The organism is Sulfitobacter sp. OXR-159, from assembly GCF_034377145.1.
Classification (GTDB): Bacteria; Pseudomonadota; Alphaproteobacteria; order Rhodobacterales; family Rhodobacteraceae; genus Sulfitobacter.
The window spans coordinates 3,242,633-3,264,951 of record NZ_CP139707.1; the positions used below are offsets into that span (position 1 = coordinate 3,242,633).

The 22,319-nt window shown below is 62.2% G+C and carries 28 protein-coding genes and 1 tRNA gene; 19 read left to right on the forward strand and 10 right to left on the reverse strand.

Annotated features, from left to right (window positions below; translation table 11 throughout):
* Positions 1–31 precede the first annotated feature (31 nt).
* From ffh to rpmE, 11 genes are all read left to right on the forward strand, one after another.
* On the forward strand, positions 32–1,543 hold the full coding sequence (gene ffh, locus T8A63_RS16595) for a signal recognition particle protein (RefSeq protein ID WP_120351901.1): 1,512 nt from the start codon (positions 32–34) through the stop codon (positions 1,541–1,543).
* The gene (locus T8A63_RS16600; protein WP_120351902.1) at positions 1,540–1,848 is read left to right on the forward strand and encodes a chorismate mutase; all 309 of its coding nucleotides are present in this window, start codon (positions 1,540–1,542) and stop codon (positions 1,846–1,848) included. The genes ffh and T8A63_RS16600 overlap by 4 nt, the downstream gene beginning before the upstream one ends.
* Positions 1,849–1,896: 48 nt before the next feature.
* A complete protein-coding gene (gene rpsP, locus T8A63_RS16605; RefSeq protein WP_067627189.1) occupies positions 1,897–2,283 on the forward strand; it encodes a 30S ribosomal protein S16 in 387 nt (128 codons plus the stop codon).
* A gap of 16 nt (positions 2,284–2,299) precedes the next feature.
* The gene (gene bluB, locus T8A63_RS16610; protein ID WP_322344460.1) at positions 2,300–2,929 is read left to right on the forward strand and encodes a 5,6-dimethylbenzimidazole synthase; all 630 of its coding nucleotides are present in this window, start codon (positions 2,300–2,302) and stop codon (positions 2,927–2,929) included.
* Positions 2,929–3,078, forward strand: a complete 150-nt coding sequence (locus tag T8A63_RS16615; protein WP_201722045.1) for a hypothetical protein — start codon at positions 2,929–2,931, stop codon at positions 3,076–3,078. Before bluB ends, T8A63_RS16615 begins: the two co-directional genes overlap by 1 nt.
* Positions 3,075–3,602 (forward strand): ribosome maturation factor RimM, encoded by a 528-nt coding sequence (gene rimM / locus T8A63_RS16620; protein WP_322344461.1) that lies wholly within the window; start codon positions 3,075–3,077, stop codon positions 3,600–3,602. The genes T8A63_RS16615 and rimM overlap by 4 nt, the downstream gene beginning before the upstream one ends.
* A 15-nt stretch (positions 3,603–3,617) precedes the next feature.
* Entirely contained in the window at positions 3,618–4,409 is a 792-nt protein-coding gene (locus T8A63_RS16625; RefSeq protein ID WP_322344462.1) for a hypothetical protein, read from the forward strand.
* Entirely contained in the window at positions 4,406–5,194 is a 789-nt protein-coding gene (trmD, locus tag T8A63_RS16630) for a tRNA (guanosine(37)-N1)-methyltransferase TrmD (protein ID WP_067627184.1), read from the forward strand. The genes T8A63_RS16625 and trmD overlap by 4 nt, the downstream gene beginning before the upstream one ends.
* Before the next feature lie 68 nt (positions 5,195–5,262).
* Positions 5,263–5,424 carry a DUF1328 family protein gene (locus tag T8A63_RS16635; RefSeq protein WP_082849512.1) on the forward strand — a complete coding sequence of 54 codons (162 nt, stop codon included), beginning with the start codon at positions 5,263–5,265 and terminating at the stop codon, positions 5,422–5,424.
* Positions 5,425–5,688: 264 nt separating this feature from the next.
* The gene (gene rplS, locus T8A63_RS16640) at positions 5,689–6,066 is read left to right on the forward strand and encodes a 50S ribosomal protein L19 (RefSeq protein WP_067627182.1); all 378 of its coding nucleotides are present in this window, start codon (positions 5,689–5,691) and stop codon (positions 6,064–6,066) included.
* Between the two features lie 11 nt (positions 6,067–6,077).
* Positions 6,078–6,299 carry a 50S ribosomal protein L31 gene (rpmE, locus tag T8A63_RS16645; protein WP_067262252.1) on the forward strand — a complete coding sequence of 74 codons (222 nt, stop codon included), beginning with the start codon at positions 6,078–6,080 and terminating at the stop codon, positions 6,297–6,299.
* Between the two features lie 178 nt (positions 6,300–6,477).
* Here the strand turns inward: rpmE and T8A63_RS16650 are convergent, their stop codons facing one another.
* Entirely contained in the window at positions 6,478–7,161 is a 684-nt protein-coding gene (locus T8A63_RS16650; protein WP_082849513.1) for a hypothetical protein, read from the reverse strand.
* A 234-nt stretch (positions 7,162–7,395) separates the two neighbouring features.
* Here T8A63_RS16650 and T8A63_RS16655 point away from each other — a divergent pair, with 234 nt between their 5' ends.
* Positions 7,396–8,205, forward strand: coding sequence for a division plane positioning ATPase MipZ (locus tag T8A63_RS16655; RefSeq protein ID WP_067627180.1), 810 nt, complete (start codon positions 7,396–7,398; stop codon positions 8,203–8,205).
* 2 nt (positions 8,206–8,207) lie between these two features.
* On the opposite strand, the gene T8A63_RS16660 is transcribed toward T8A63_RS16655, so the two are convergent.
* Together T8A63_RS16660 and T8A63_RS16665 are read right to left on the reverse strand one after the other, a co-directional pair.
* Positions 8,208–9,092, reverse strand: coding sequence for a DMT family transporter (locus T8A63_RS16660; protein ID WP_322344463.1), 885 nt, complete (start codon positions 9,090–9,092; stop codon positions 8,208–8,210).
* Positions 9,093–9,118: 26 nt separating this feature from the next.
* Positions 9,119–9,568: a MarR family winged helix-turn-helix transcriptional regulator gene (locus T8A63_RS16665; protein ID WP_067627177.1), complete on the reverse strand. Its 450-nt coding sequence runs from the start codon at positions 9,566–9,568 to the stop codon at positions 9,119–9,121.
* A 66-nt stretch (positions 9,569–9,634) separates the two neighbouring features.
* On the opposite strand from T8A63_RS16665, the gene hmgA reads away from it, so the two are divergent.
* The 7 genes from hmgA to T8A63_RS16700 all read left to right on the forward strand — a co-directional run bounded on the left by hmgA (position 9,635) and on the right by T8A63_RS16700 (position 17,270).
* Positions 9,635–10,996, forward strand: coding sequence for a homogentisate 1,2-dioxygenase (hmgA, locus tag T8A63_RS16670; RefSeq protein ID WP_322344464.1), 1,362 nt, complete (start codon positions 9,635–9,637; stop codon positions 10,994–10,996).
* A gap of 27 nt (positions 10,997–11,023) precedes the next feature.
* Entirely contained in the window at positions 11,024–12,277 is a 1,254-nt protein-coding gene (fahA, locus tag T8A63_RS16675) for a fumarylacetoacetase (RefSeq protein WP_322344465.1), read from the forward strand.
* Positions 12,278–12,323: 46 nt separating this feature from the next.
* The gene (locus T8A63_RS16680) at positions 12,324–13,274 is read left to right on the forward strand and encodes an MBL fold metallo-hydrolase (protein ID WP_322344466.1); all 951 of its coding nucleotides are present in this window, start codon (positions 12,324–12,326) and stop codon (positions 13,272–13,274) included.
* On the forward strand, positions 13,274–13,528 hold the full coding sequence (locus T8A63_RS16685; RefSeq protein WP_093927319.1) for a hypothetical protein: 255 nt from the start codon (positions 13,274–13,276) through the stop codon (positions 13,526–13,528). Before T8A63_RS16680 ends, T8A63_RS16685 begins: the two co-directional genes overlap by 1 nt.
* A gap of 10 nt (positions 13,529–13,538) precedes the next feature.
* Positions 13,539–15,170 carry an FAD-dependent oxidoreductase gene (locus T8A63_RS16690; RefSeq protein ID WP_322344467.1) on the forward strand — a complete coding sequence of 544 codons (1,632 nt, stop codon included), beginning with the start codon at positions 13,539–13,541 and terminating at the stop codon, positions 15,168–15,170.
* Entirely contained in the window at positions 15,167–15,355 is a 189-nt protein-coding gene (locus T8A63_RS16695; RefSeq protein WP_067623468.1) for a DUF2783 domain-containing protein, read from the forward strand. Before T8A63_RS16690 ends, T8A63_RS16695 begins: the two co-directional genes overlap by 4 nt.
* A 235-nt stretch (positions 15,356–15,590) precedes the next feature.
* Entirely contained in the window at positions 15,591–17,270 is a 1,680-nt protein-coding gene (locus tag T8A63_RS16700) for an ABC transporter substrate-binding protein (protein WP_322344468.1), read from the forward strand.
* 71 nt (positions 17,271–17,341) lie between these two features.
* Here the strand turns inward: T8A63_RS16700 and T8A63_RS16705 are convergent, their stop codons facing one another.
* The 7 genes from T8A63_RS16705 to clpS all read right to left on the reverse strand — a co-directional run bounded on the left by T8A63_RS16705 (position 17,342) and on the right by clpS (position 22,203).
* Positions 17,342–18,277, reverse strand: coding sequence for an acetamidase/formamidase family protein (locus tag T8A63_RS16705; RefSeq protein ID WP_322344469.1), 936 nt, complete (start codon positions 18,275–18,277; stop codon positions 17,342–17,344).
* Positions 18,274–19,242: a Gfo/Idh/MocA family protein gene (locus T8A63_RS16710; protein ID WP_322344470.1), complete on the reverse strand. Its 969-nt coding sequence runs from the start codon at positions 19,240–19,242 to the stop codon at positions 18,274–18,276. The genes T8A63_RS16705 and T8A63_RS16710 overlap by 4 nt, the downstream gene beginning before the upstream one ends.
* A 75-nt stretch (positions 19,243–19,317) precedes the next feature.
* Positions 19,318–19,749 carry a thioesterase family protein gene (locus T8A63_RS16715; RefSeq protein WP_322344471.1) on the reverse strand — a complete coding sequence of 144 codons (432 nt, stop codon included), beginning with the start codon at positions 19,747–19,749 and terminating at the stop codon, positions 19,318–19,320.
* Between the two features lie 134 nt (positions 19,750–19,883).
* Positions 19,884–19,960 (reverse strand) — tRNA-Met (locus T8A63_RS16720).
* Positions 19,961–20,063: 103 nt separating this feature from the next.
* Positions 20,064–20,864 carry an SDR family NAD(P)-dependent oxidoreductase gene (locus T8A63_RS16725; protein ID WP_067939675.1) on the reverse strand — a complete coding sequence of 267 codons (801 nt, stop codon included), beginning with the start codon at positions 20,862–20,864 and terminating at the stop codon, positions 20,064–20,066.
* Positions 20,865–20,883: 19 nt separating this feature from the next.
* Positions 20,884–21,876 carry a class I SAM-dependent methyltransferase gene (locus T8A63_RS16730; RefSeq protein ID WP_322344472.1) on the reverse strand — a complete coding sequence of 331 codons (993 nt, stop codon included), beginning with the start codon at positions 21,874–21,876 and terminating at the stop codon, positions 20,884–20,886.
* 3 nt (positions 21,877–21,879) lie between these two features.
* Positions 21,880–22,203: an ATP-dependent Clp protease adapter ClpS gene (gene clpS / locus T8A63_RS16735; protein ID WP_120352290.1), complete on the reverse strand. Its 324-nt coding sequence runs from the start codon at positions 22,201–22,203 to the stop codon at positions 21,880–21,882.
* Between the last annotated feature and the right edge of the window lie 116 nt (positions 22,204–22,319).

The window sequence follows — 22,319 nt, forward strand, 5'->3', positions numbered from 1 at the left end:
AAGTGCAACCGACCCGAAAGGCCCTGTGCCCATGTTTGAAAATCTCAGCGAACGGCTCTCTGGTGTCTTTGACCGCCTGACCAAACAAGGCGCGCTCAGCGACGAAGATGTCAAAACCGCCCTGCGTGAAGTGCGCGTCGCCCTGCTGGAGGCTGACGTTTCGCTGCCCGTGGCGCGTGATTTTGTCAAAGCGGTACAGGACAAGGCGACCGGCCAAGCGGTGACCAAATCGGTCACGCCCGGCCAGCAGGTCGTGAAAATCGTCCATGACGCGCTGATCGACGTGCTGAAAGGCGAAGGCGAGCCCGGCGCGCTGAAAATCGACAGCCCGCCCGCCCCGATCCTGATGGTCGGTCTGCAGGGCGGCGGTAAAACCACCTCCACCGCGAAGCTCGCCAAACGCTTGAAGGAGCGTGACGGCAAGCGCGTGCTGATGGCCTCGCTCGACGTGAACCGCCCGGCAGCGATGGAGCAGCTTGCCATCCTCGGCACGCAGATCGGCGTCGACACGCTGCCGATCGTCAAAGGCGAAAGCCCCGTGCAAATCGCAAAACGCGCCAAAACGCAGGCGGGCTTGGGCGGCTATGACGTCTATATGCTCGACACCGCGGGCCGCCTGTCCATCGACGAAGAGTTGATGCAGCAGGTCAAAGCCGTGCGCGACGTGGCCAATCCACGTGAAACATTGCTGGTCGTCGACGGCCTGACCGGCCAAGACGCCGTGCACACCGCCGAGAACTTTGACGAGCGTATCGGCATCACCGGTGTCGTCCTGACCCGGATGGACGGCGATGGCCGTGGCGGTGCGGCGCTCTCGATGCGTGCCGTGACGGGCAAGCCGATCAAATTCGTCGGTCTGGGCGAAAAGATGGACGCGCTCGAAACCTTCGAGCCTGAGCGCATCGCGGGCCGCATCCTTGGCATGGGCGACATCGTCGCGCTGGTCGAAAAGGCCCAAGAAACCATCGAGGCCGAACAGGCCGAGAAGATGATGAAGCGCATGGCGAAGGGTCAGTTCAATATGAACGACCTCAAGATGCAGCTTGAACAGATGATCAAGATGGGCGGCATGCAGGGCATGATGGGCATGATGCCCGGCATGGGGAAAATGGCGAAACAGGTCGAAGACGCCGGTTTCGACGATAAGATCCTCAAGCAGCAGATCGCCCTCATTCAGTCGATGACCAAGAAAGAGCGCGCCAACCCTGCCCTGCTGCAAGCCAGCCGCAAGAAGCGTATCGCACGCGGTGCCGGCATGGAGGTCTCTGACCTCAACAAGCTGATGAAGATGCACCGCCAGATGTCCGACATGATGAAGAAGATGGGCAAAATGGGCAAAGGCGGCATGCTCAAGCAAGCCATGAAGGGCATGATGGGCAAAGGCGGTATGCCCGGCGGCATGGACCCAAGCCAGATGGACCCCAAGGCGCTGGAAGCGGCGGCCAAGCAGATGGGCGGCAAGCTGCCCGGCGGTCTGGGCGGCATGGGCGGCGGCGGCATGGGCCTGCCCGGCGGCCTCAGCGGTTTCGGGAAAAAGAAATGACCGACACCACCACAGATACCGCCAGCCGCGCCGCCGAGCTGTTGAAGGGGCATCGCGCCTCGATCGACCGGCTCGACGCGATCCTCGTCTATACACTGGGCGAGCGGTTCAAACACACACAGGCCGTGGGGAAACTCAAGGCCACACACGACCTTCCCCCGTCCGATCCAGCCCGCGAAGCGGCCCAGATCGCACGGCTCGAAGATTTGGCGAAAGAGGCCGACCTCGACCCCGAATTCGCCAAGAAGTTCCTGAACTTCATCATCGCTGAAGTCATTCAGCACCACAAAAGCCACCAATCGTAAGACAGGGCGCAGCCCCTTCTTGCTTACCAACTCAAAGGACTACTCATCATGGCCATGAAAATTCGTCTCGCCCGCGGCGGCTCCAAAAAGCGCCCCTTCTACCGTATCGTTGCAGCCGACAGCCGCATGCCGCGCGACGGCCGCTTCATCGAGAAGCTGGGCACATACAACCCGCTGCTGCCGAAAGACAGCGAAGACCGCGTGAAAATGGACGTTGAAAAGATCGAAGCATGGATCGCCAAAGGCGCCCAGCCGACCGAGCGTGTGACACGTATGCTGGAAGCCGCTGGCGTTCGCGAAAAGACCGAGCGTAACAACCCCAAGAAGGGCGCACCGGGCAAGAAAGCTCAAGAGCGCGTGCAGGAAAAGGCCGACAAAGCCGCTGCCGCTGCCGAAGCTGCCAACGCCCCTGCCGAAGAAGCTTCCGCAGAATAAGCCGCGAGCGCCCGGCATGGATGCATTCTCTGAAGACTTCCGTGCCGGGCTGCACGACCTGATGCGATGGCGGCGCGATGTGCGCCGCTTTCGCACAGACCCGCTGGACGAGGCACTGGTGCAAACCTGCCTCGACAGCTTCACCCTCGCCCCCTCTGTGGGCCTGTCGGAACCGTGGCGGATCATCCGCGTGCAATCTGACACCGCGCGCCGAGCCGCGCTTGAGAATTTCGAAACAGCCAATGCCCGCGCCCTTGCCGGATATGACGGCGAGAAGGCCGCGCATTATGCCGGGCTCAAGCTCTCGGGCATGAGCGAAGCGCCCGAGCAACTGGCGATTTACTGTGATGAAAGCACCGACAAGGGCAGTGGCCTTGGTGCCGGGACAATGCCCGAGATGCGCCGCTATTCCGTGGTGGGTGCGATCAACTATCTATGGCTCACCGCCCGCGCCCATGGCCTTGGGCTGGGCTGGGTTTCCGTGCTTGACCCTGCGCGGCTGAACCGTGATCTTGCCGTTCCAAGGGACTGGTCGCTGGTGGCCTATCTTTGCATGGGCTGGCCCGAAGACAACAGCCTGACGCCGGAACTGGAAACCAAGGGCTGGGAGACCCGCGCCCCAAGCCTGAAGATCGAGACCCGTTAATGAGAAAACTACTGTTCCTTCTGGCCGTGCTGGTGCTCGGCTTTGTCCTTGGCATCCGTTATGATCGGCAGTTAATGCAGGACGAATGCAAGGCCGGGGCCGGAGGATGGACCGGGACGATCTGTGTCAATTCGGAGTTGTTGCAATGAGTGACCAAGACCTGATCTGCGTCGGCGCCATCGCGGGCGCTTACGGCGTGCGCGGCGAAGTGCGCGTGAAAAGCTACTGTGCCGTGCCCGAAGACATTGAAGACTACCGCCCGCTAAGCACCGAGGATGGCAGCCGGACCTTCACCCTTGCTCTGCTGCACCCGGTCAAGAACGGCTTTGCCGCCCGCATCGCCGAGATCACCACCAAGGAAGAGGCCGACGACATGCGCGGTGTCTCTCTCTTTGCCGCGCGCGACCAACTGCCCGGCCTGCCGGATGATGAGTTCTACCACGCCGATCTCATCGGGCTTGAGGTCTATGACACCGGTGGCGCGCTGCTGGGCCGCGTGAAAACGGTGCAGAACCACGGGGCGGACGACCTGCTGGAACTGCAATTGGCGGGCACCTCGGCCACCACCTTCCTGCCCTTCACCAAGGCCGCCGTGCCGACCGTCGATCTTGCCTCGGGCCGGATCGTCGCCGACCCGCCCTTGGGCGTGCTGCCGGATGGTACGGATGGCTGAGACCGGAGCCGGATGATGCCCCGCCGGATCATCCTGCATCCCGGCTTTCACAAGACCGGGACCAGTTCCCTTCAGGCCACATTGCGCGCAAACCGCACCGCCTTGAAACCCCATGTCGCGCTGCGCTTGCGCTGGCATATGAAAGACCTGCTGCACGCCACGCGCGGCTATTCCACATGGCGCGATCCGCTCACGCTGTTGAAAGCGGAACATCGGTTCGAGACCCTGCTCGACGGCCTGCCCCAGATGCCGCGCCGCACGCTGATCCTCTCGGCTGAGGAACTAGCCGGTCACCTGCCGGGCCGGGGCGATCTGGCCGATTACAGCGCCGCGCCCGAGTTGTTGGACAGCTTCACCCGCAGCCTGCGCCAGTGCTTTCCCCGGGCAGAGATCATGGTCTACCTCTCCACCCGAGCCCCGGCGGACTGGATCGCCTCGGCCTATTGGGAGCATGTCAAAGCCTCGTCGATGACGCTCGACCTTGCTGACTTTACTGCCCGCTATGCCCCTTCGTCGGACTTGAACGCGATGGTTCAAGAGATCACCCGCCGCCTTCCCTGCCCGGTACACCAAACACGGCTGGAGGATTGCCGCGATCTGCCGCTCGGGCCTGCGACTCCGCTCCTCGACCTATGTGAGCTACCGCAAGACCTTTTGAAGCAGTTAACCCTGCCACCGCCCGAGAACCGACGCTTGCCTGCGGAACTCTTGCAGGCTCTGCTTGACGCCAACCGCCGACACGCCGATGACCCTCAGGCGCGCCGCCGCGCCAAGACCGCCCTACTGACACAGGCAGGAACCGCATGAAACCCACCCGCTCCCACGGACGCCAAAGCGCACGCCCCAGTCTGAAACCTCGTGCCCTGATGCAAGATACGCCCGATTACGCTGATGTCTGGCAGGCGCGGATCGTTACGCTGTTTCCCGATCTATTCCCCGGCGTGCTGGGGGCGAGCCTGACCGGAAAGGCACTGCACGAAGGCCGCTGGCAGCTGCACACCCACGACCTGCGCGATTTTGGCATTGGCAAACACCGCAATGTCGACGACACCCCCGCGGGCGGCGGGGCGGGCATGGTGATGCGCGCCGATGTTGTCGGCCCCGCACTTGCCCGCGCGCAAAGCCATGCACATGGGCGCTGGCCAATCCTTTATATGTCGCCGCGCGGGCGTCGGTTCGATCAGGCCATGGCGCGCGATCTGGCAAGCTGCGCAGGGGTGACGATGCTCTGCGGGCGGTTTGAAGGGGTCGATGAGCGGGTGATCGAACATTTCGGCATTACCGAGGTCAGCTTGGGCGATTTCGTCATGACGGGCGGCGAACTGGCGGCCCAAGCGATGATCGACGCCACCGTGCGCCTTTTGCCCGGCGTGCTGGGCAATGCCGACAGCATCGAAGAGGAAAGCCACGCCTCGGGGCTGTTGGAACACCCGCAATACACCCGCCCCGCCACATGGGAGGGGCGCGACATCCCCCCTGTGCTGATGTCGGGCAACCATGGCGAGATCGCAAAATGGCGGCAAGCGCAGGCCGAAGACCTGACCCGCAAACGCCGCCCAGACATGTGGGCCGCGTTTGAGGGCAAAGACTAAGCAAGCCACCCCTAGGGAACCCGCCCTCGCGCGGCGCGTTGATCCCCCATATTGGAGGGAGAAACCAAATGCTTGAGCTGATTCTCATTCTGCTGATCGTCGCCGCTGTGGCGGCTCTCTTGGGCTTTGGCCGTGTGTCGGGGGCTGCGATGACCGGGGCAAAAGTGCTGATCGGCATCGTGCTGGTGCTTTTCCTGCTCGTTGTCTTGGGCGTGATTGCGCTGGCCTGACGCGCTGAGCTACAAAACTGGGGATCAAGGCGGCGAGAGCCCCCTTGATCCTTTAGCGATTGCCCCCTATACCCCGCGCATCCGGAATCGCTTTGGCGGCTCCGGTGCTTTGCGTTACGGCGCAAGCGAATAAAGCAATGACGACGATACCTCCGGCGGGGGGCCATGATCGGAAACGATCCCGGCGCTGCCCGATAGAACCCGAAGCTCTGGGTCGCGACATAATTTCGTGGAATACCGCGAACATCATAGGAGATAGGTCAGATGAACCTGATCGCAGAGATCGAGGCGGAACAAGTCGCCGAGCTGGGGAAAGAGATCCCCGACTTCCGTGCCGGTGATACCGTTCGCGTTGGCTTTAAAGTCACCGAAGGCACCCGCACCCGTGTGCAGAACTACGAAGGCGTCTGCATTTCGCGCAAGAACGGCCACGGCATTGCCGGGTCTTTCACCGTGCGCAAGATTTCCTTTGGCGAAGGCGTGGAACGTGTGTTCCCCCTGCATTCGACCAACATCGACAGCATCACCGTTGTACGCCGTGGCCGCGTGCGTCGCGCCAAGCTGTACTACCTGCGCAGCCGTCGCGGCAAATCCGCACGGATCGTCGAAAACGCTCACTACAAGCCCCGCGCGAACGCATAAAGGACTGGTCGATGAAAACCGATACACATCCCGAATACCACATCATCAACGTCAAGATGACCGACGGCACCGTTGTGGAAATGAAATCGACATGGGGCAAAGAAGGCGACCAGCTGTCGCTCGACATCGACCCTTCCGTGCACCCCGCGTGGACCGGCGGCACTGGCCGCATCATGGACACCGGCGGCCGTGTGTCGAAGTTCAAGAACAAATATGCAGGTCTGGGCTTCTAAGCCTACCCTACATTGCGAATGCAAAGGCGCGGCCCCTATGGGTCGCGCCTTTTGCGTTTGGGGGTGATGGGGCCGGGACCGGGCGTATTTGGCAGGCGGTGCGGCGGTATTTTTAAAAGGATGAAATGAGGGAGGGCTGCGCATCGGTGGACGCCGGCGCGCAGATAGGCTGATGGGGTTAGAGGCGGCGCTCTTGGAGGGCGGCTTGGGTGCCGTAGCCGTGCAGGTGCGAAAGCACCGCACCGTAGGCGATCAGCAGGTAGGCGAGCAGCTCGGTGCCTTCTTGGACGGTGGTTTTGACTTGGGGGTCATAGGCGGCGCCCATAACGGCCTCCCACAGGGAGCCGGTGCCGAAGGTCCGCGAGAAAAAGAGCAGCAGCACCACACCGATATAGACAAAGGTGGCAGAGCGGGTTTGCAGATGGTGCAGCATCGGCAGGAGCGTTGTACCGCGGTTGCGCCATGCGATGAAGCTGCCCACGGCCAGTGTCACGAGGGCGGGGTAAATCCAGAACCCGTGCTGGATACGGTCGAGCGCGGCGTCATATTCGCGCAGGAACATGCAGGCGAAGAGCGTGGCCACCAGTGTGAGGTACCCCCGCATGCCCACATGTTTGTAAGCGCCCAGCATGAAGATGGCAGCCGCAATAGCGAGGAAAGTATTGTGCAGATGTTCTGTCAGCGAGTCTTCGGAGACGCCATCGCCCAGAACGGCTGTATCAAGGTAAACCGTGACCGGCACCAGAGCCACCAGCAGGCAGACAAGCGCGAATTCCGCGATCACTGCGCCCAAAGAGGGCAGCACGCCGCGCGCGGTCGTCGGTTTTGAACTGCTGGATGTGCCGGGGTTGTGATCTGCCATAAGGGGGCCTTGATTGAACGGTTACTTGGACCGCCAGTCAGGGCGGTAAGGCGCGGTGTTACACTGCGCCTTAGATGGTGAAAATAAGGCAAATCCCTCTGTTGTCCAAACGCGGCAGCGCTGCCACGGTCGGGCTGAACAAGCCGCCTCGCCACTTTCCAAAGCGGAGAACCCTACATATAGTGCGGCTCAACAATATCCTGCTTTGAAGGGCAGGCGCGAAGGGACAGCAGTATGGCGCATATAATCGTCGTCGGTAACGAAAAAGGCGGCGCGGGCAAATCGACCGTTTCCATGCATGTGGCGACGGCCTTGGCGCGCCTTGGCCATAAGGTCAGCGGGCTGGACCTCGACCTGCGGCAGCGGACCTTTGGCCGCTATATCGAGAACCGCCGTGATTTCATGCGCGAGTCCGGTCTGACGCTTGCCAGTCCGACGCTTTGCGAATTGCCGGATGTGGAGGCCAGCAGCCTGCGCCCCGGCGAGAACATGTATGACCACCGCATCAGCGCGGCGGTGGCGGAGTTAGAGCCGGATAATGATTTCATTCTGATCGACTGTCCCGGCTCTCATACCCGGTTGAGCCAGGTCGCGCATTCGCTGGCGGACACGCTGATCACCCCGCTTAACGACAGTTTCATCGACTTTGACCTCTTGGCCCATATCGATGCCAATGGGGAAAAAATCACCGGGCCGTCGGTCTATTCCGAGATGGTTTGGAATGCGCGGCAGCTGCGCGCACAGGCCGGGCTTTCGGCGATTGACTGGGTCGTGGTGCGCAACCGTCTGGGTGCGCAGCGGATGGTGAACAAAGAAAAGATGGAGCGGGCGATTGGCAATCTCAGCAAGCGGATCGGCTTTCGCACCGCACCGGGGTTCAATGAGCGGGTGATCTTTCGGGAGCTTTTTCCGCGCGGCCTAACGCTGCTGGACCTCAAAGATATCGGGGTGAAACAGCTCAATATCTCCAACATCGCTGCGCGGCAGGAACTGCGCGAATTGATCAAGGCGTTGGACCTGCCGGGCGTCACCCCCGACTTTTGAAGTTAGTGATGAGGCAGCGGCGGCACGACACGGCGGCGGCGTGACAGGGCAATGAGGTTCGACAGGAACAGCGCGCCCACGACGATGCCGCCGCCGATCAGCGCGTAGACGCCCGGATCTTCGCCCAGCACCGCCCAGACCAGCAGCGGGGCAAGCACGGATTCCAACAAGACCAGCAGACCGACTTCCGCGCTTGAGATATAGCGCGGCCCGAGCGCGATGAGCCCCGCGCTGGCGGCCATAAAGACCGCGTAGAGCAGCATCTGCGGCAGTTCTGCGGCGGGCATTTGCAGGGGCTGCGCCACCGGCAGCAGGACCGCCCCGGCCAGCAGATAGGCCAGCGCAACCGCCGGCACCATCGACACCGCGCGCGCGTGGCGCGCCGCAGTCAGCGCACCGGCAAAGATCGCCGAGATCGACAGCGCCAACAGGTCCCCCGCGCGCGAGGCATTTTCGGTCTCGCCCGAGCCAATGGCAATCACGGCAAGTCCGGCCAACACCGCCGCGATGGTAAAGAACATGCGTCGGCTAATCGGCTCACCCAAAAACACCTTGCTGTAGATCGCCGCGAAGACGGGCAATGAGGCGAGAATAAACACCACATTCGCCACCGAGGTCAGGCGCACAGCCAGCACAAAGCCGACCCCGGCGCAGGCCACGCCGCCGACGTAAATCGCGCTGGCCCACCCCGCGCGGCGCAGGGCGCGGAAGGGCGCGGTGCCTTGGGCCAGTAGCAACCCTGTGCCAATCGCCAATCCAACGAGGGTCACTTTCCAGAACGCCAGCGTCAGCATCGGCGCGTCGATGACGCGCACGAAAAGCGCTTCGGGAACGATGCACATCACCCCGAAAAAGGTGAGCAGGAGGCCTTTGGTTTGATCAGTCATGCGCCATCGGTGGCGCTTTCCGCTGCTTAAGTAAAGCCCCCCGGTCCCGCTCCTGACAGCTTGAGCAACGCCCGACGCAGCACATCGGCCTCGGCGGGGTCAAGCGCATCCATCAATGCCGCATCATAGCGCCGTGCCACGGCGCGCAGATCGTCATAGGCCGCTTGGCCCTGCCGGGTCAGCGATAGATATTCGACCCGGCGGTCATCCTCATTGCGGGTGCGGTCAACAAAGCGGCGCTCATTCAAACGATGCACAGCGCGGCTGATTTTGGTTTTATGCATCCGCGCCCGCTGGCCGATGTCACTCGCGGTGAGACGGCCATAAAGGCCAAGATGAAACAGCACCCGCCACTCTGTGCGCAACATCCCGTAGCGGTCTTTATAGATCTGCTGAAACTCCAGCGAAGACGCTTCTGCCGCTTGGTTCAGAAGATAGGGCAGGAACTGTTGCAAATCGAATTTGTCGGTTTCCATATCACGCCGCTTGTTAGTTACAAATACAACTATTACCGTTGCAACAGATTCTGCAAGGGGGCACAGATGACCAGCCAATCAAAGCCATCAACGATGACAACCGCGGCCACCACCTCGGGCACGCATCCGGGCTATATGCCCGGTTTTGGCAATGATTTCGAGACGGAGGCCCTGCCCGGCGCGCTGCCGCAGGGCATGAACTCCCCGCAGAAATGCAACTACGGCCTCTATGGCGAACAGCTTTCGGGCACCGCTTTTACCGCGCCGTCTCATCAGAACGAGCGCACGTGGTGCTACCGCATCCGGCCCTCGGTCAAACACTCGTCGCGGTATGAGCGGATCGATCTGCCCTATTGGAAATCCGCCCCGCATCAGCCGCAGGATGTGACCAGCCTTGGCCAATACCGCTGGGATCCGGTGCCGCATTCCGACGCGCCGCTGACGTGGCTTACCGGCATGCGCACCATGACCACGGCGGGGGATGTGAACACGCAGATCGGCATGGCGAGCCATATCTATCTGGTCACCGAGAGCATGGTGGACAGCTATTTTTATTCCGCCGACAGCGAGCTGCTGATCGTCCCGCAGGAAGGCACGCTGCGCTTTTGCACCGAGTTGGGCGTGATGGACATCGCCCCCCAAGAGATCGCCATCATCCCGCGTGGGCTGGTCTACCGTGTCGAAGTGCTGGAGGGGCCGGCGCGGGGGTTTGTTTGTGAGAACTATGGCCAGAAGTTCCACCTGCCAGCACGCGGCCCGATTGGCGCGAACTGCATGGCGAACCCGCGCGATTTCAAGACCCCCGTGGCGGCGTTTGAAGACCGCGAGGCGCCCTCGACCGTGACGATCAAATGGTGCGGCCAGTTCCATGAGACCAAGATCGGGCATTCGCCGCTCGACGTGGTGGCATGGCATGGCAACTACGCCCCGGTGAAATACGACCTCAACACCTATTGCCCCGTGGGCGCGGTGCTGTTCGACCACCCGGACCCGTCGATCTTTACCGTCCTGACTGCGCCTTCGGGCGTCGAAGGCACCGCCAACATCGACTTCGTGCTGTTCCGCGACCGTTGGATGGTGGCCGAAGATACCTTCCGCCCGCCGTGGTATCATAAAAACATCATGTCTGAGCTGATGGGCAATATCCACGGTCAGTATGACGCCAAGCCCAAGGGGTTCATCCCCGGCGGGATGTCCCTGCACAACATGATGCTGCCGCATGGGCCGGACCGGAATGCGTTCGAAGGGGCGTCAAACGCCGAGCTTGCGCCGCATAAGCTCGACAACACAATGTCCTTCATGTTCGAGACCCGCTTCCCGCAGCATCTGACCGAATTCGCCGCCAAAGAAGCACCCCTGCAGGACGATTACATCGACTGCTGGGAGAGCCTTGAGAAGAAATTCGACGGCACACCTGGCAAGAAGTAAGCCCGCCTGCCCCCTGAAAGGACCGACATGACCCTGATGACCTCTTGGGTGGAAAGCGCCAACAGCGCCGATACCGATTTCCCCCTCAACAATCTGCCCTACGGTGTTTTCACGACCAATCGGCTGGAAGCGCGCTGTGGCGTGGCGATTGGCGATCAGATCCTCGACATGGCGGCTTTGGAGGAAGAGGGGCTAATCACCCTCGCCGAAGAGCCGGTGTTCGATGTGCCCTATTGGAACGATGTGATGGACCTCGGCCCTGCGGCATGGGCCTCCCTGCGGGCGCGGCTGGTGGAATTGCTCTGCGCCGATGCCCCGGATCAGGCCGCCGTCGCGCCGCATCTGGTGCCGATGGACGAAGCGCGGCTGCACATGCCGATGATGGTCTCGGAATACACGGATTTCTACGCGGGCAAGCATCACGCGACCAATGTCGGCACGATGTTTCGCGGGGCCGAAAACGCCCTGCCGCCGAACTGGCTGCACATCCCCATCGGCTACAATGGCCGCGCTTCTACCGTCGTCGTTTCGGGGACCGAGATCACCCGCCCCAATGGCCAGCTAAAAGCCCCAGACGCCGATGCGCCGCATTTTGGCCCCTGCCAGCGGCTGGATATCGAGCTTGAGATGGGCGCGATCGTCGGCACTTCGACCGAGATGGGCCAGCCCGTCAGCATCGACGAGGCGGATGAGATGATCTTTGGCTATGTGCTGCTCAACGACTGGTCAGCGCGGGATATTCAGGCGTGGGAATACCAACCCCTCGGCCCGTTTCAGGCCAAGGCATTTGCCACGTCGATCTCTCCTTGGATCGTGACCCGCGACGCGCTTGAGCCGTTCCGCACCTCGACACCTGAGCGCGAAAAGGACCTCTTGCCCTACCTGCGCGAAACCAAACCCGGCCTCTATGACATTGACCTGTCGGTGCTGCTCCAGCCCGAGGGGGGCGGAGCCGAAGAAATCGCCCGCACAAACTACAGCGAGATGTATTACTCCGCCGCGCAGCAGTTGACCCATCACGCCTCTTCGGGCTGCGCGATGAATGCGGGCGATCTGCTGGGCTCAGGCACCATCTCCGGCCCTGAAAAATCACAACGTGGTTCGCTGCTGGAACTGTCATGGGGCGGCAAAGAGCCGATCACCCTCGCAGACGGCAGCAGCCGCAGCTTTGTCGAAGACGGCGACACGCTGACCCTCACCGGGCATGCGCAGGGCGACGGCTTTCGCGTGGGTTTCGGCAGTTGCACCGGCAAAATCCGCCCGGCAATCGACTTTTCCTGAACAGGCCGCGCAACCGCGCAGACGAACCAAGACAGAAGGACATCACATGGCCAAGCAATTCGCATCCCAAGGCGACATGACCGAAAAGGAAATCTCCTTCACCGAGGTGGGCGAGGGACTTTACGCCTTCACCGCCGAGGGCGATCCGAACTCTGGCGTCATCATCGGCGACGACAGCGTGATGATCATCGAAGCGCAGGCCACACCGCGTCTGGCGAATAAGGTCATCGAATGCGTCCGCTCGGTCACCGACAAACCGATCAGCCATGTGGTGCTGACCCACTACCACGCGGTGCGCGTGCTCGGGGCCTCGGCCTTTGGCGCGCAGCAAATCATCATGTCCGAGAAAGCCCGCGCCATGGTCGCCGAGCGCGGCCAAGAAGATTGGGACAGCGAATTTGAACGCTTCCCCCGCCTGTTTGAAGGCCACGAGAGCATCCCCGGCCTGACCTATCCCACCACCACCTTTAACGGCCGGATGAGCGTCTATCTCGGCAAGCGCCGGGTCGATATCATGCAGTTGGGCCGCGCCCATACGGCGGGGGATGCGGTGATCTATGTGCCCGATCAGAACGTCATGTTCACCGGTGACATCGTCGAATACCACTCCGCCTGCTACTGCGGCGATGGGCATTTCCACGACTGGCCCGACACGCTGGAGCGCATCCGCGCCTTTGACCTTGATGCCATTGCACCCGGTCGCGGCGACGCGCTGATTGGCCGCGATATGGTTAATGCCGCAATTGACAGCACCGCTGACTTCGTGCGCTCAACCTACCGTCCGGCGGCCCGTGTGGCCCTGCGTGGCGGCACCTTGAAAGAGGCATGGGACGCCGTGCGCGCCGAATGCGACCCTAAGTTCGGCGACTATGCAATCTATGAGCACTGCCTGCCCTTCAACGTCGCCCGCGCCTATGACGAAGCGCTCGACATCGACACGCCGCGCATCTGGACGGCTAAGCGCGACAAAGAGATGTGGGAGGCGCTGTCGGACTGATGCCGCTGCCCGCGCTTCTTACTGCTCTGATCATACTGGCGCTGGCGCTCTGGTTTTATCTGGTCTTTGCACTGGTGATGGATCACCGCCGCCAAGCTGCGCGCCGGAGCGGGCAGCCCTACGCCGGGCTGCGCGATACGGCACAGGTTTGGTCAAAGATGCTGCGCGCGCCAGAGCACCGCAAGTCGCGCCGACGGGTGACGCTGACCACACTGGCCTTGCTTGTCCTGCTGCTTTTGCGCGCTCTTGTCTGAGGAAACCGCCATGGCCTATGCCTACACCCCCTTTCCCTACAACCCCCCGCCCGGCCTCACCGCGCCCGAGCCACGGCACCCGGTGGTGATCGTGGGCGCCGGCCCCATCGGGCTGTCTATGGCGGTGGACTTGGCCCTGCGCGGGGTCAAATCGGTCGTGCTGGATGACAACAATGTCGTCTCGCTCGGCTCTCGCGCGATCTGCTGGGCGAAACGAACGTTGGAGATTTTCGACAGGCTGGGCATCGGTGAGAGGATGCTGGAAAAAGGCGTAACATGGAAAGTGGGCCGCCAGTTTCACGGCGAGAGGGAGGTCTATAACTTTGATCTGCTGCCCGAGCCGGGGCATAAATACCCGGCCTTCGTGAACCTCCAGCAATACTATGTCGAAGAGTACCTTGTTGAACGCGCACAAGATTTCCCCGACCTGATCGACCTGCGGTTTCTCAACAAGGTGACCAATCACAAAGGCCACGCCGATCACGTTGAACTGACGGTTGAGACGCCGGACGGGCCGTACCTACTGGAAACAGACTGGTACATCGCCTGCGACGGCGCGGGCTCCGCCACCCGCAAACGCATGGGACTGCCTTTTGAGGGCCAGACCTTTGACGAACATTTCCTAATCGCCGATGTCGAAATGGAAACCTCTCCCTTTGGCGACCATGACACACCCGAGCGTTGGTTCTGGTTCGCCCCACCCTTTCACAACGGCCAATCCGCGCTGCTGCATAAACAGCCCGACAATATCTACCGCATCGATCTGCAACTGGGGCCAGAGACCGACCCGAAGGCCGAGGCGACCGAAGAGAAAGTCCTGCCGCGTCTGAAGCAGATGCTGGGCGATGCGCCTTTCCGGCTGGATTGGATGAGCGTCTATAAGTTCCGCTGCGCACGGTTGGAGAAGTTCGTGCAGGGCCGCGTGGTCTTTGTCGGGGACAGCGCCCATGTGGTCAGCCCGTTTGGCGCACGGGGCGGCAATGGCGGGGTGCAGGATGTCGACAACCTCGGCTGGAAACTCGCCGCTGTCGTGCAGGGCGACGCGCCCACCAGCCTGATCGAGAGCTATGACATCGAACGCGGTCATGGCGCGGATGAGAACATGCGCAACTCCGCCCGTGCGACGAACTTTATGACGCCAAAATCGCCCATTGAAACCTTGTTTCGCAACGAGGTGCTGACCCTCGCCGCGCGTCATCCTTTCGCCCGCAAACTGATTAACTCAGGCCGCCTGTCACAACCCTGCACGCTGGCCCACAGCCCGCTGCAAACTGCAGGCGACGCCCCCCTGCGCCCCGGCAACGCGCTGATCGACGCGCCGCTTGCCGGACCTGCGGGGGATCGCTGGCTGCTGGGGGAGGTTCAGGGCCAGTTCACCCTGCTCGCGGTCGGCGGGATCACGGCCCCGGATATCCCCGGCCTGAGCCGTATCGGCATCGACCAATCGCAGGGTGCCTATCCCTGTTTTCAAGGCAAGGATGGCCATGCACAGCAGCGCTATGGCAGCGGGTTCCTCTATCTGCTGCGCCCCGATGGCCATGTCTGCGCCGTCTTCGACCAGCCCGACAGGGCCGCGATTTCCCGCGCCTTTGCCCGTGCCTTTGACGGCGCTTTGGACTGCGCGAAAGGAGCCACCGCATGATCCTTCAAGACAACCTCGGCACCGAGGGTGACACCGTCTATGCCGCGCTCATGGCCGCCCACGAAGGGCTGAGCGAGGCCGAAAGCCACGCCCTGAACGCGCGATTGGTGCTGATGCTGGCCAATGAGGTCGGCGACCCCGCCCGGCTTGAGACGCTTTTCAAAGCGGCGCGTGATCTGGCCTAAACCGCCATTTTACCAGTGGTTTTCCCGGCCACCCCGCTTGCCGGGACGGTTTCCTGCGCTAACTTGCTCCTCAACTTCCCGCGACAGGCTTGACGCAACGCGCCTGATCGGCAGACTAAACACCCCGCGCCCACCTCAAGAGGCGACAAAAGCAGGTCAACTGCATCACCTACCCCACCCTTAAAAGTGGGGATCCGCGATGGCCCCGGCCAGCGCACCAACAGAGAGGAAAATCATGGAATTTTTGACACGCACCGGAAAACCGCTGCCGCAATCCGTGCTGACATCAGCCGAGAACGCCAAGAAAGACCCCGTCAACAGACGCGAGTTTCTGGCGATTGCGAGCGCCTTCGGGGCCACGTCCGCCACAGCTTACGGGATGCTTGGCATGGCCGCGCCCGCGCGTGCGGCGGCCCATGCCAACCTCAAGGAAGGCGGCACCGTGCGGATGCAGATGGAGGTGCGTGCCCTAAAAGACCCGCGCACCTATGACTGGTCGCAAATCGCCAACTTCAGCCGCGGCTGGTTGGAGTATCTCGCCATCTGGGAGAACGACGGCACCTTCACCCCCGGCCTGCTGGAAAGCTGGGAGATCAGCGACGACGCCACCGAATACACGCTGAACGTCCGCAAGGGCGTGACATGGAACGACGGCACCCCCTTCACCGCGCAGGACGTGGCGCGCAACATCGAAGGCTGGTGCGATAAATCGCTCGAAGGCAACTCCATGGCGGGCCGTTTCGCCACGCTGGTGGACGAAGAGACCGGCAAGGCGATCGAAGGTGCGATTGAGGTGGTCGATGACCACAGGGTCAAGCTGAAGCTGCCAAAGTCCGACATCACACTGATCCCCGGCATGGCCGACTACCCCGCCGCGATCACGCCCGAGGGTTTCGACCCCGACACCATGTTGGAAAACCCCAAGGGCACCGGCCCCTACCTGCCCGAATCGCTCGAAGTGGGCGTGAAAAGCGTGCTGGTGAAGAACCCCGACCACACATGGTGGGGCACTGAAGTCTTTGGCGGGCCCTACATCGACCGTCTGGAATACATCGACTACGGCACCGACCCTTCCGCATGGATCGCCGCTGCCGAGGCCGAAGAGGTCGACGCTTTCTACTCCATGGAAGGCGAATACATCGACGTGATGAGCACGCTCGACGGTTGGGTCGAGAACGAGATCGCCACAGCGGCGACCATCGTGATCCGCCCCAACCAATTGGCCGAAATCGACGGCATGAAGCCTTACGAAGACAAGCGCGTGCGCAACGCGCTGCAACTGGCGGTCGACAACGCCGTGCTGCTGGAACTGGGCTATGCCGGTCGTGGGATCGTGGCCGAAAACCACCACGTTGGCCCGATGCACCCTGAATATGCAGAGGTCGAACCGCCCAAGACTGATCCCGAAGCCGCCCGCGCGCTGATGGAAGAAGCCGGTATGGCGGATTACGAGCATGAGCTCTTCTCGATCGACGATGCGTGGCGCAAGGACACGACCGATGCCGTCGCCGCACAGCTGCGCGACGCGGGCATCAAGGTCAAACGCACCATCCTGCCCGGCTCGACCTTCTGGAACGACTGGGTGAAATATCCCTTCTCCTCCACCAACTGGAACGCGCGGCCTCTGGGCGTGCAAATCTGGGCGCTGGCCTACCGCTCGGGCGAGGCGTGGAACGAGTTTGGCTATGCCAACCCTGAGTTCGACGCCCTGCTCTCCGAGGCGCTGGCCACGGCCGATGTTGAGGCACGGCGCGAGATCATGGCGAAGGGTGAGAAGATGCTGCAAGACGATGGCGTCACGATCCAGCCTTACTGGCGCTCGCTCTATAACCACACCCGCGAGGGGTTGGTGGGTGCCGCGCACCACATTGGGTTTGAATACCACCCGGCGCGGATGGCTTGGGCGGAAGAGTGATCTGCCAGTAGGTAGAAACGCGAAAGGGCCGCAGCGATGCGGCCCTTTTTCGTTACGGGGGGGGGGGCGCCTTACCCTCCGATCAACTCTTTCGCCATCATCATATGAACGCCCTTTTCGCGGTTCACCGTCTGGGTGATGCGCAGATCCCCGGCCAGCGAACAGAGCACATAGGCGTCTTCGCGGCTGATCCCCGCACGCTCAGACACCAGCGCGATCATCTCCCGCAGGGCCATCTCCGCGCAGCGGTCAAGGTCGGGGGCCATGCCCATGGTGATCACATGGGTTGGCGTTTCGGCCTGCGGATAGCTGAGCCCGCGATCCTTCAACACCGTCAGACGAAAGCGCCCCTGTAGCGCCGTCTCAATCGCCGTGACGCAGACTTCGCCGTCGCCCTGCGCGCCGTGCCCATCCCCGCAGGAAAACAGCGCCCCTTCGTTGAAGACCGGCAGGTAAAGCGTGCTGCCTGCAACTAGCTCCTTGTTATCAAGGTTGCCGCCATGCTTGCGCGGCTCAATGGTGGCGATCCGGCCCCATTCGGGCGGCGGTGCCACGGCCATCACGCCAAAGAACGGGGCCAAGGGCAGTTCCAGCCCCCAAGGCAGCCGGGCGATGCCCCGCTCTGCGTCCAGCGGGATGTTGCTGTGATAGGTCTCGGTGAAATCCTGCGGCAGCGTGCCTGCCAAGGGGCGGATGAAGTTATACCCCCAGTCCTGCCGCAGCACGACATCAAGGATATCGACCTTCAGCACATCCCCGGGCGTCGCGCCTTCGACGGCCACCGGGCCGGTCAGGATATGGCCCGGCATCGGCGGCGGGCCGGCCTTGTGGATGTCGTAAAGTTCCGGCGGCACATGGAAGCCTTCGGGCGGCAGGCAGTTCGGCGCGCCAGAGACGGTGTTGATGATCACCTCGTCGCCGCTTTGGATCGTCAGCGCGGGCGGGCGGCTGGCCTCAAAGTAGCCCCAGTGGCAGGTTTCGGGCGATGACTGCAAGGTGGCGGTCATGACTGTGTCCTTCCGTTGGCCAAAATGCCTTCGATCAGCTCCTGCACCCGCAGCGCCTCTTCTGGTGTGGCCAGTCGGCTCGGGCCGCCGTCCATCAGAAGCGCCATGTCGTCAAGCTGCGCTTTGAGGCTGGTGGCGCGGGTGTCGGTGGGGCTGCTGTTGGTCAGCGCGAAGGCCTCTCCGGTCGACAGGGTGTCGATGGCAAACTCCGAGATGCGGCGGCTGGCCTTGGCCCCTTTCACCGTCACCTCTTGCCGGTCCGGCTGCACGCCACCAACAGAGCCAAGGATCGAAACCGGCAAGCCCACGGGATTGACCAGCCGTGCCGCGACATGGGTCTCGCAAAGTTCGGCGTCGGGATATTCCGCATGGGCCCATTGCAGGGTCAGCGGCCCCAGCACCCGCCCGCTCAAAAACAGGAAATGCGAGATTACCTCGCGGGTCATGCCGCCCTCTTCGGCAAAGCGCAGCCAATCCGCATCCACCTGCCACGCGCGGGGCCAGGCCGGATAGGTCACGATGATGTCGATACCGCAAAGATCGCCAAGCGCACCCTCACCAATCGACCGCGTTAGATCGGTCAGCGCCGCCCCCGCCGCTTGGGTGAAATTCACCGCCGCCGTGACGCCCGCAGCCTGCAACTCGGCCACCAACGCGCGGCTCTCCGCGATGTCCACGCCCAGCGGCTTTTCGAGGAAGATCGCCTTGCCCGCTGCCGCGGCCTCAAGCGCATAGGCTTTGCGCGGCACCGGGGGGCAGGCGAGATAGACCAGATCGACATCGGCCATCGCCTCGGACGCCGTGGCCGACGCTGTCGCATCCGGTGCGACCTTTTGCGCGGCGGCACAGGCCGCGGGGTCGGGATCCCACATGGTGGTGACCGTGAAGTCGGGGTGCAGCACCATGTTCTCGGCCATGCGCCGGCCCATGATCCCCAATCCGATTACCGCAGTCCTGATCGTCATCTTCGTCTCCCTCAATGTGCTGCGCGATAAGACGCTGCAATCGGGGGAACTTCAACTGCGCGCGGCGCAATTGCCTCAGGCGAGGTCAACGCGGACCAAAGGTTTGATCACGCGGGCCAATTCTTCGGGCGCGGATTGGCTTTTGAACACATCCGCGATGGTGAAGACGCAGGTGAACGACCCCTCGAAACACAGCACCCCGTTCTGCCGCGCTTTCATGCCGAAGGTGATGGATTTGTTGCCGAGCCGCGTCGGATAGGTTTCGCACATCAGCTTGTGCCTTGGCGTGACCGGGCTGCGGAAATCCATCGAAAGGTTCACGAAAGGCGTGCCGATATTGCGGTCGATCTGCAGTTGGAACCAACCATCGCCATCGAAATGCGCCTCCCACCATGCGTTGATCGCATCCAGCGCAAAATAGGGCAGCCGCGCGGTATAGGCGATCTGCGCCGGGTCACAATCGCCCCAAGTGACGTTGATCTCGTGAACGAAGTTTTCCGTGGTCATAAGGCTGCTTTCATCTGCTCAAACCCGCGCGGGGCATGGGCTATCTTCTATCCCTTCCAGCCCCGTGTGCAACCCAAGCGCAGGTGGCCAGTGCCAGCCCAGCAGGCATATCGTCATACGAAAAAGGGGGAGGATGGTGGCGTTACCTGGATTTGAACCAGGGACCTAACGATTATGAGTCGTTCGCTCTAACCAACTGAGCTATAACGCCGTGGCGCGTCGGATAAGGCAGCTTGGCATTGGGGTCAAGGGCGAAAGATGGATGAATTCATTTTTGCCGAAGAAAACTGCCGCCCCGTCTTAATGCGCGGGTCTCAATGTGCGGGGGCCGACACCACATCAAGCAGGGTACGCCCACCATCAATGGTCATGATCTCACCGGTCATAAAGCCCGAGCTTTCAGCGGCGAGGAATTGCACCGCCTCGCAAAGCTCATTCGGCCCGGCGATACGGCCAAGCGGCGTGTGCGCGCGAATATCCTCGCGCCAGTCGCGGTTTTCGGCCACGGCGGCGCGCAGCGACGCGCTCATCACCGACCCGAAAGAGATCGCATTCACCCGTATCCGGTGCTGAGCCAGCACCAGCGCCAGAGAGCGGGTCATCTGCTGCACCGCCGCCGAGGCGATGGCATAGCCCATCATATCCGGTTGGTGGCGTTGTGCCGCGATGGAACTGAGGTTGATGATCGACCCCACCTGCCCCTCGGTCTGGCCCTCGGCCTGTTTTATCATCCGCCGCGCCACCTGCTGCGACAGTTGCAGCGCCGTCATCAGGTTCTGCTGCAACAGCGTATCAACCGATCCGTCTTCCACATCCAGCGGATCGGTCGGCAACACCTGCCGCGAGGCATTCACAAGGATATCGACCTGATCATAAGCGTCGATCGTGGCCGAGACGAGGTTGGCGATGGTCAGCCGCTGGCGTAGATCCCCGGCAAAAACGCGGACATTCCCGTCGTCCGGCGTGTCGCCCAGCTCTTCCATCAGCTTTTTCTCGTTAGAGTCGGCGCACATCACATTGGCGCCCCGGTCGGCCAGATGCCGCGCGATGGCAAGGCCAATGCCGTCTGCGGCACCTGTGATGATGGCTGTTTTGCCTGAGATCGAGAATGACATCGGGATACCCCCTTAAGGCTTAGCGGCGCCGGGTCAGCGGACGTGTGGCGTGGAACAGTTTGAACCGCGCATCGCCCCCAAGTTCCGCCACCTGTGCAAAGCGTTTCTTCAGTTCCGCCTCATAGGGCAGATGCCGGTTGGCCACCATCCACAGGTCGCCCTGCCCCGACAGCATACGCGCGGCTGCGGCGACAAAGGCTTGGCCAATCTGCGGCTCAGCGGCGCGGCCGGTGTGGAAGGGCGGGTTCATCACCACCGCATCCATCCGGTGCGGGGGCTGCCATTCGGTGGCGTCCTCCCAATGGAACACGGCGCGGTTGTCGGTCACGTTATGACGCGCGCATTCCAGCGCCAAATGCCCGGCCTCGACCAAATGCACGGTCTTCACCTTGGGCCGCGTCAGGATATGCGCCGAGAGGAAGCCCCAACCTGCGCCGAGATCGGCCACCTCGGCCCCAAGGTTATCGGGCAGCGCATCCACCAATAGCGCCGAGGCCAGATCGACCCCATCTGCAGAGAAAACCCCCGGCGCGGTCCAAAAGCCGCCCTCCGTCTGGGCGGGGCCAGCTTCCCAATCGGTGAAGAAATCGCTTGAGCCCGCGTCGATCCAATAGAGCTTGCCGTGCGCCTTGGAGATCGGCCCCTGCACCGTCACCCGCGCACGCATCTCGCGCAGGATCGAATCCGCGCCATCGGTCTTTTGCCCATCAACCACCACCGGCCCGTCGCTTACGGCACAGGCTTGCGCGACCAAGGCGCGGGCCTCATGTTTGGCGCGCGGCAGGCAGACGATGGCGGCGGCATAACGCCCCTCTACCGAATGCGCGGCCTCATAGCCCCGCGCGGTCCAAGCGTCATAGGCTGGCTTGAAATCGTGAATGATCTTGCAGCGCTCTACCGGCAAACCGGCCAAATCGGCATCCACGGGGGGCTGAAAGATGGCGATCACCCCAGTTTCGGGCAAGTCCAGCCCACCGCCGTTCAGGGCCAGTTCCAGTCGCGGATCAATCACGTGTTATTCTTCTTTTTCCATAGTGCATTGCAGCGGATGTTGATGACGCCGGGCGAAATCCATCACCTGCGCCACTTTCGTCTCCGCGATCTCGTGGCTAAAGACGCCAACCACGGCCAGCCCCTTTTTGTGAACCGTCAGCATGATCTCAAACGCCTGCGCATGGTTCAGGCCAAAGAAACGTTCCAAGACATGCACCACGAATTCCATCGGGGTGAAATCGTCGTTCAGCAGCATCACCTTGTAAAGCGGCGGGCGTTTGGTCTTGGGGCGGGTTTTGGTCAACAACTCGGTGTCGTCGTCATCCTTGGGGCCGTCCGCCATCATCTGCCAACCCATCGCGGGCCGGTCTGCTACTCGGATCGTCCAATCTGCTTTCGCGTCGTCACGGTGCATTGCTGCTCCTGCGGCTGGGGGTAGAGCTTGTTCGTCGTGCAGCCGTC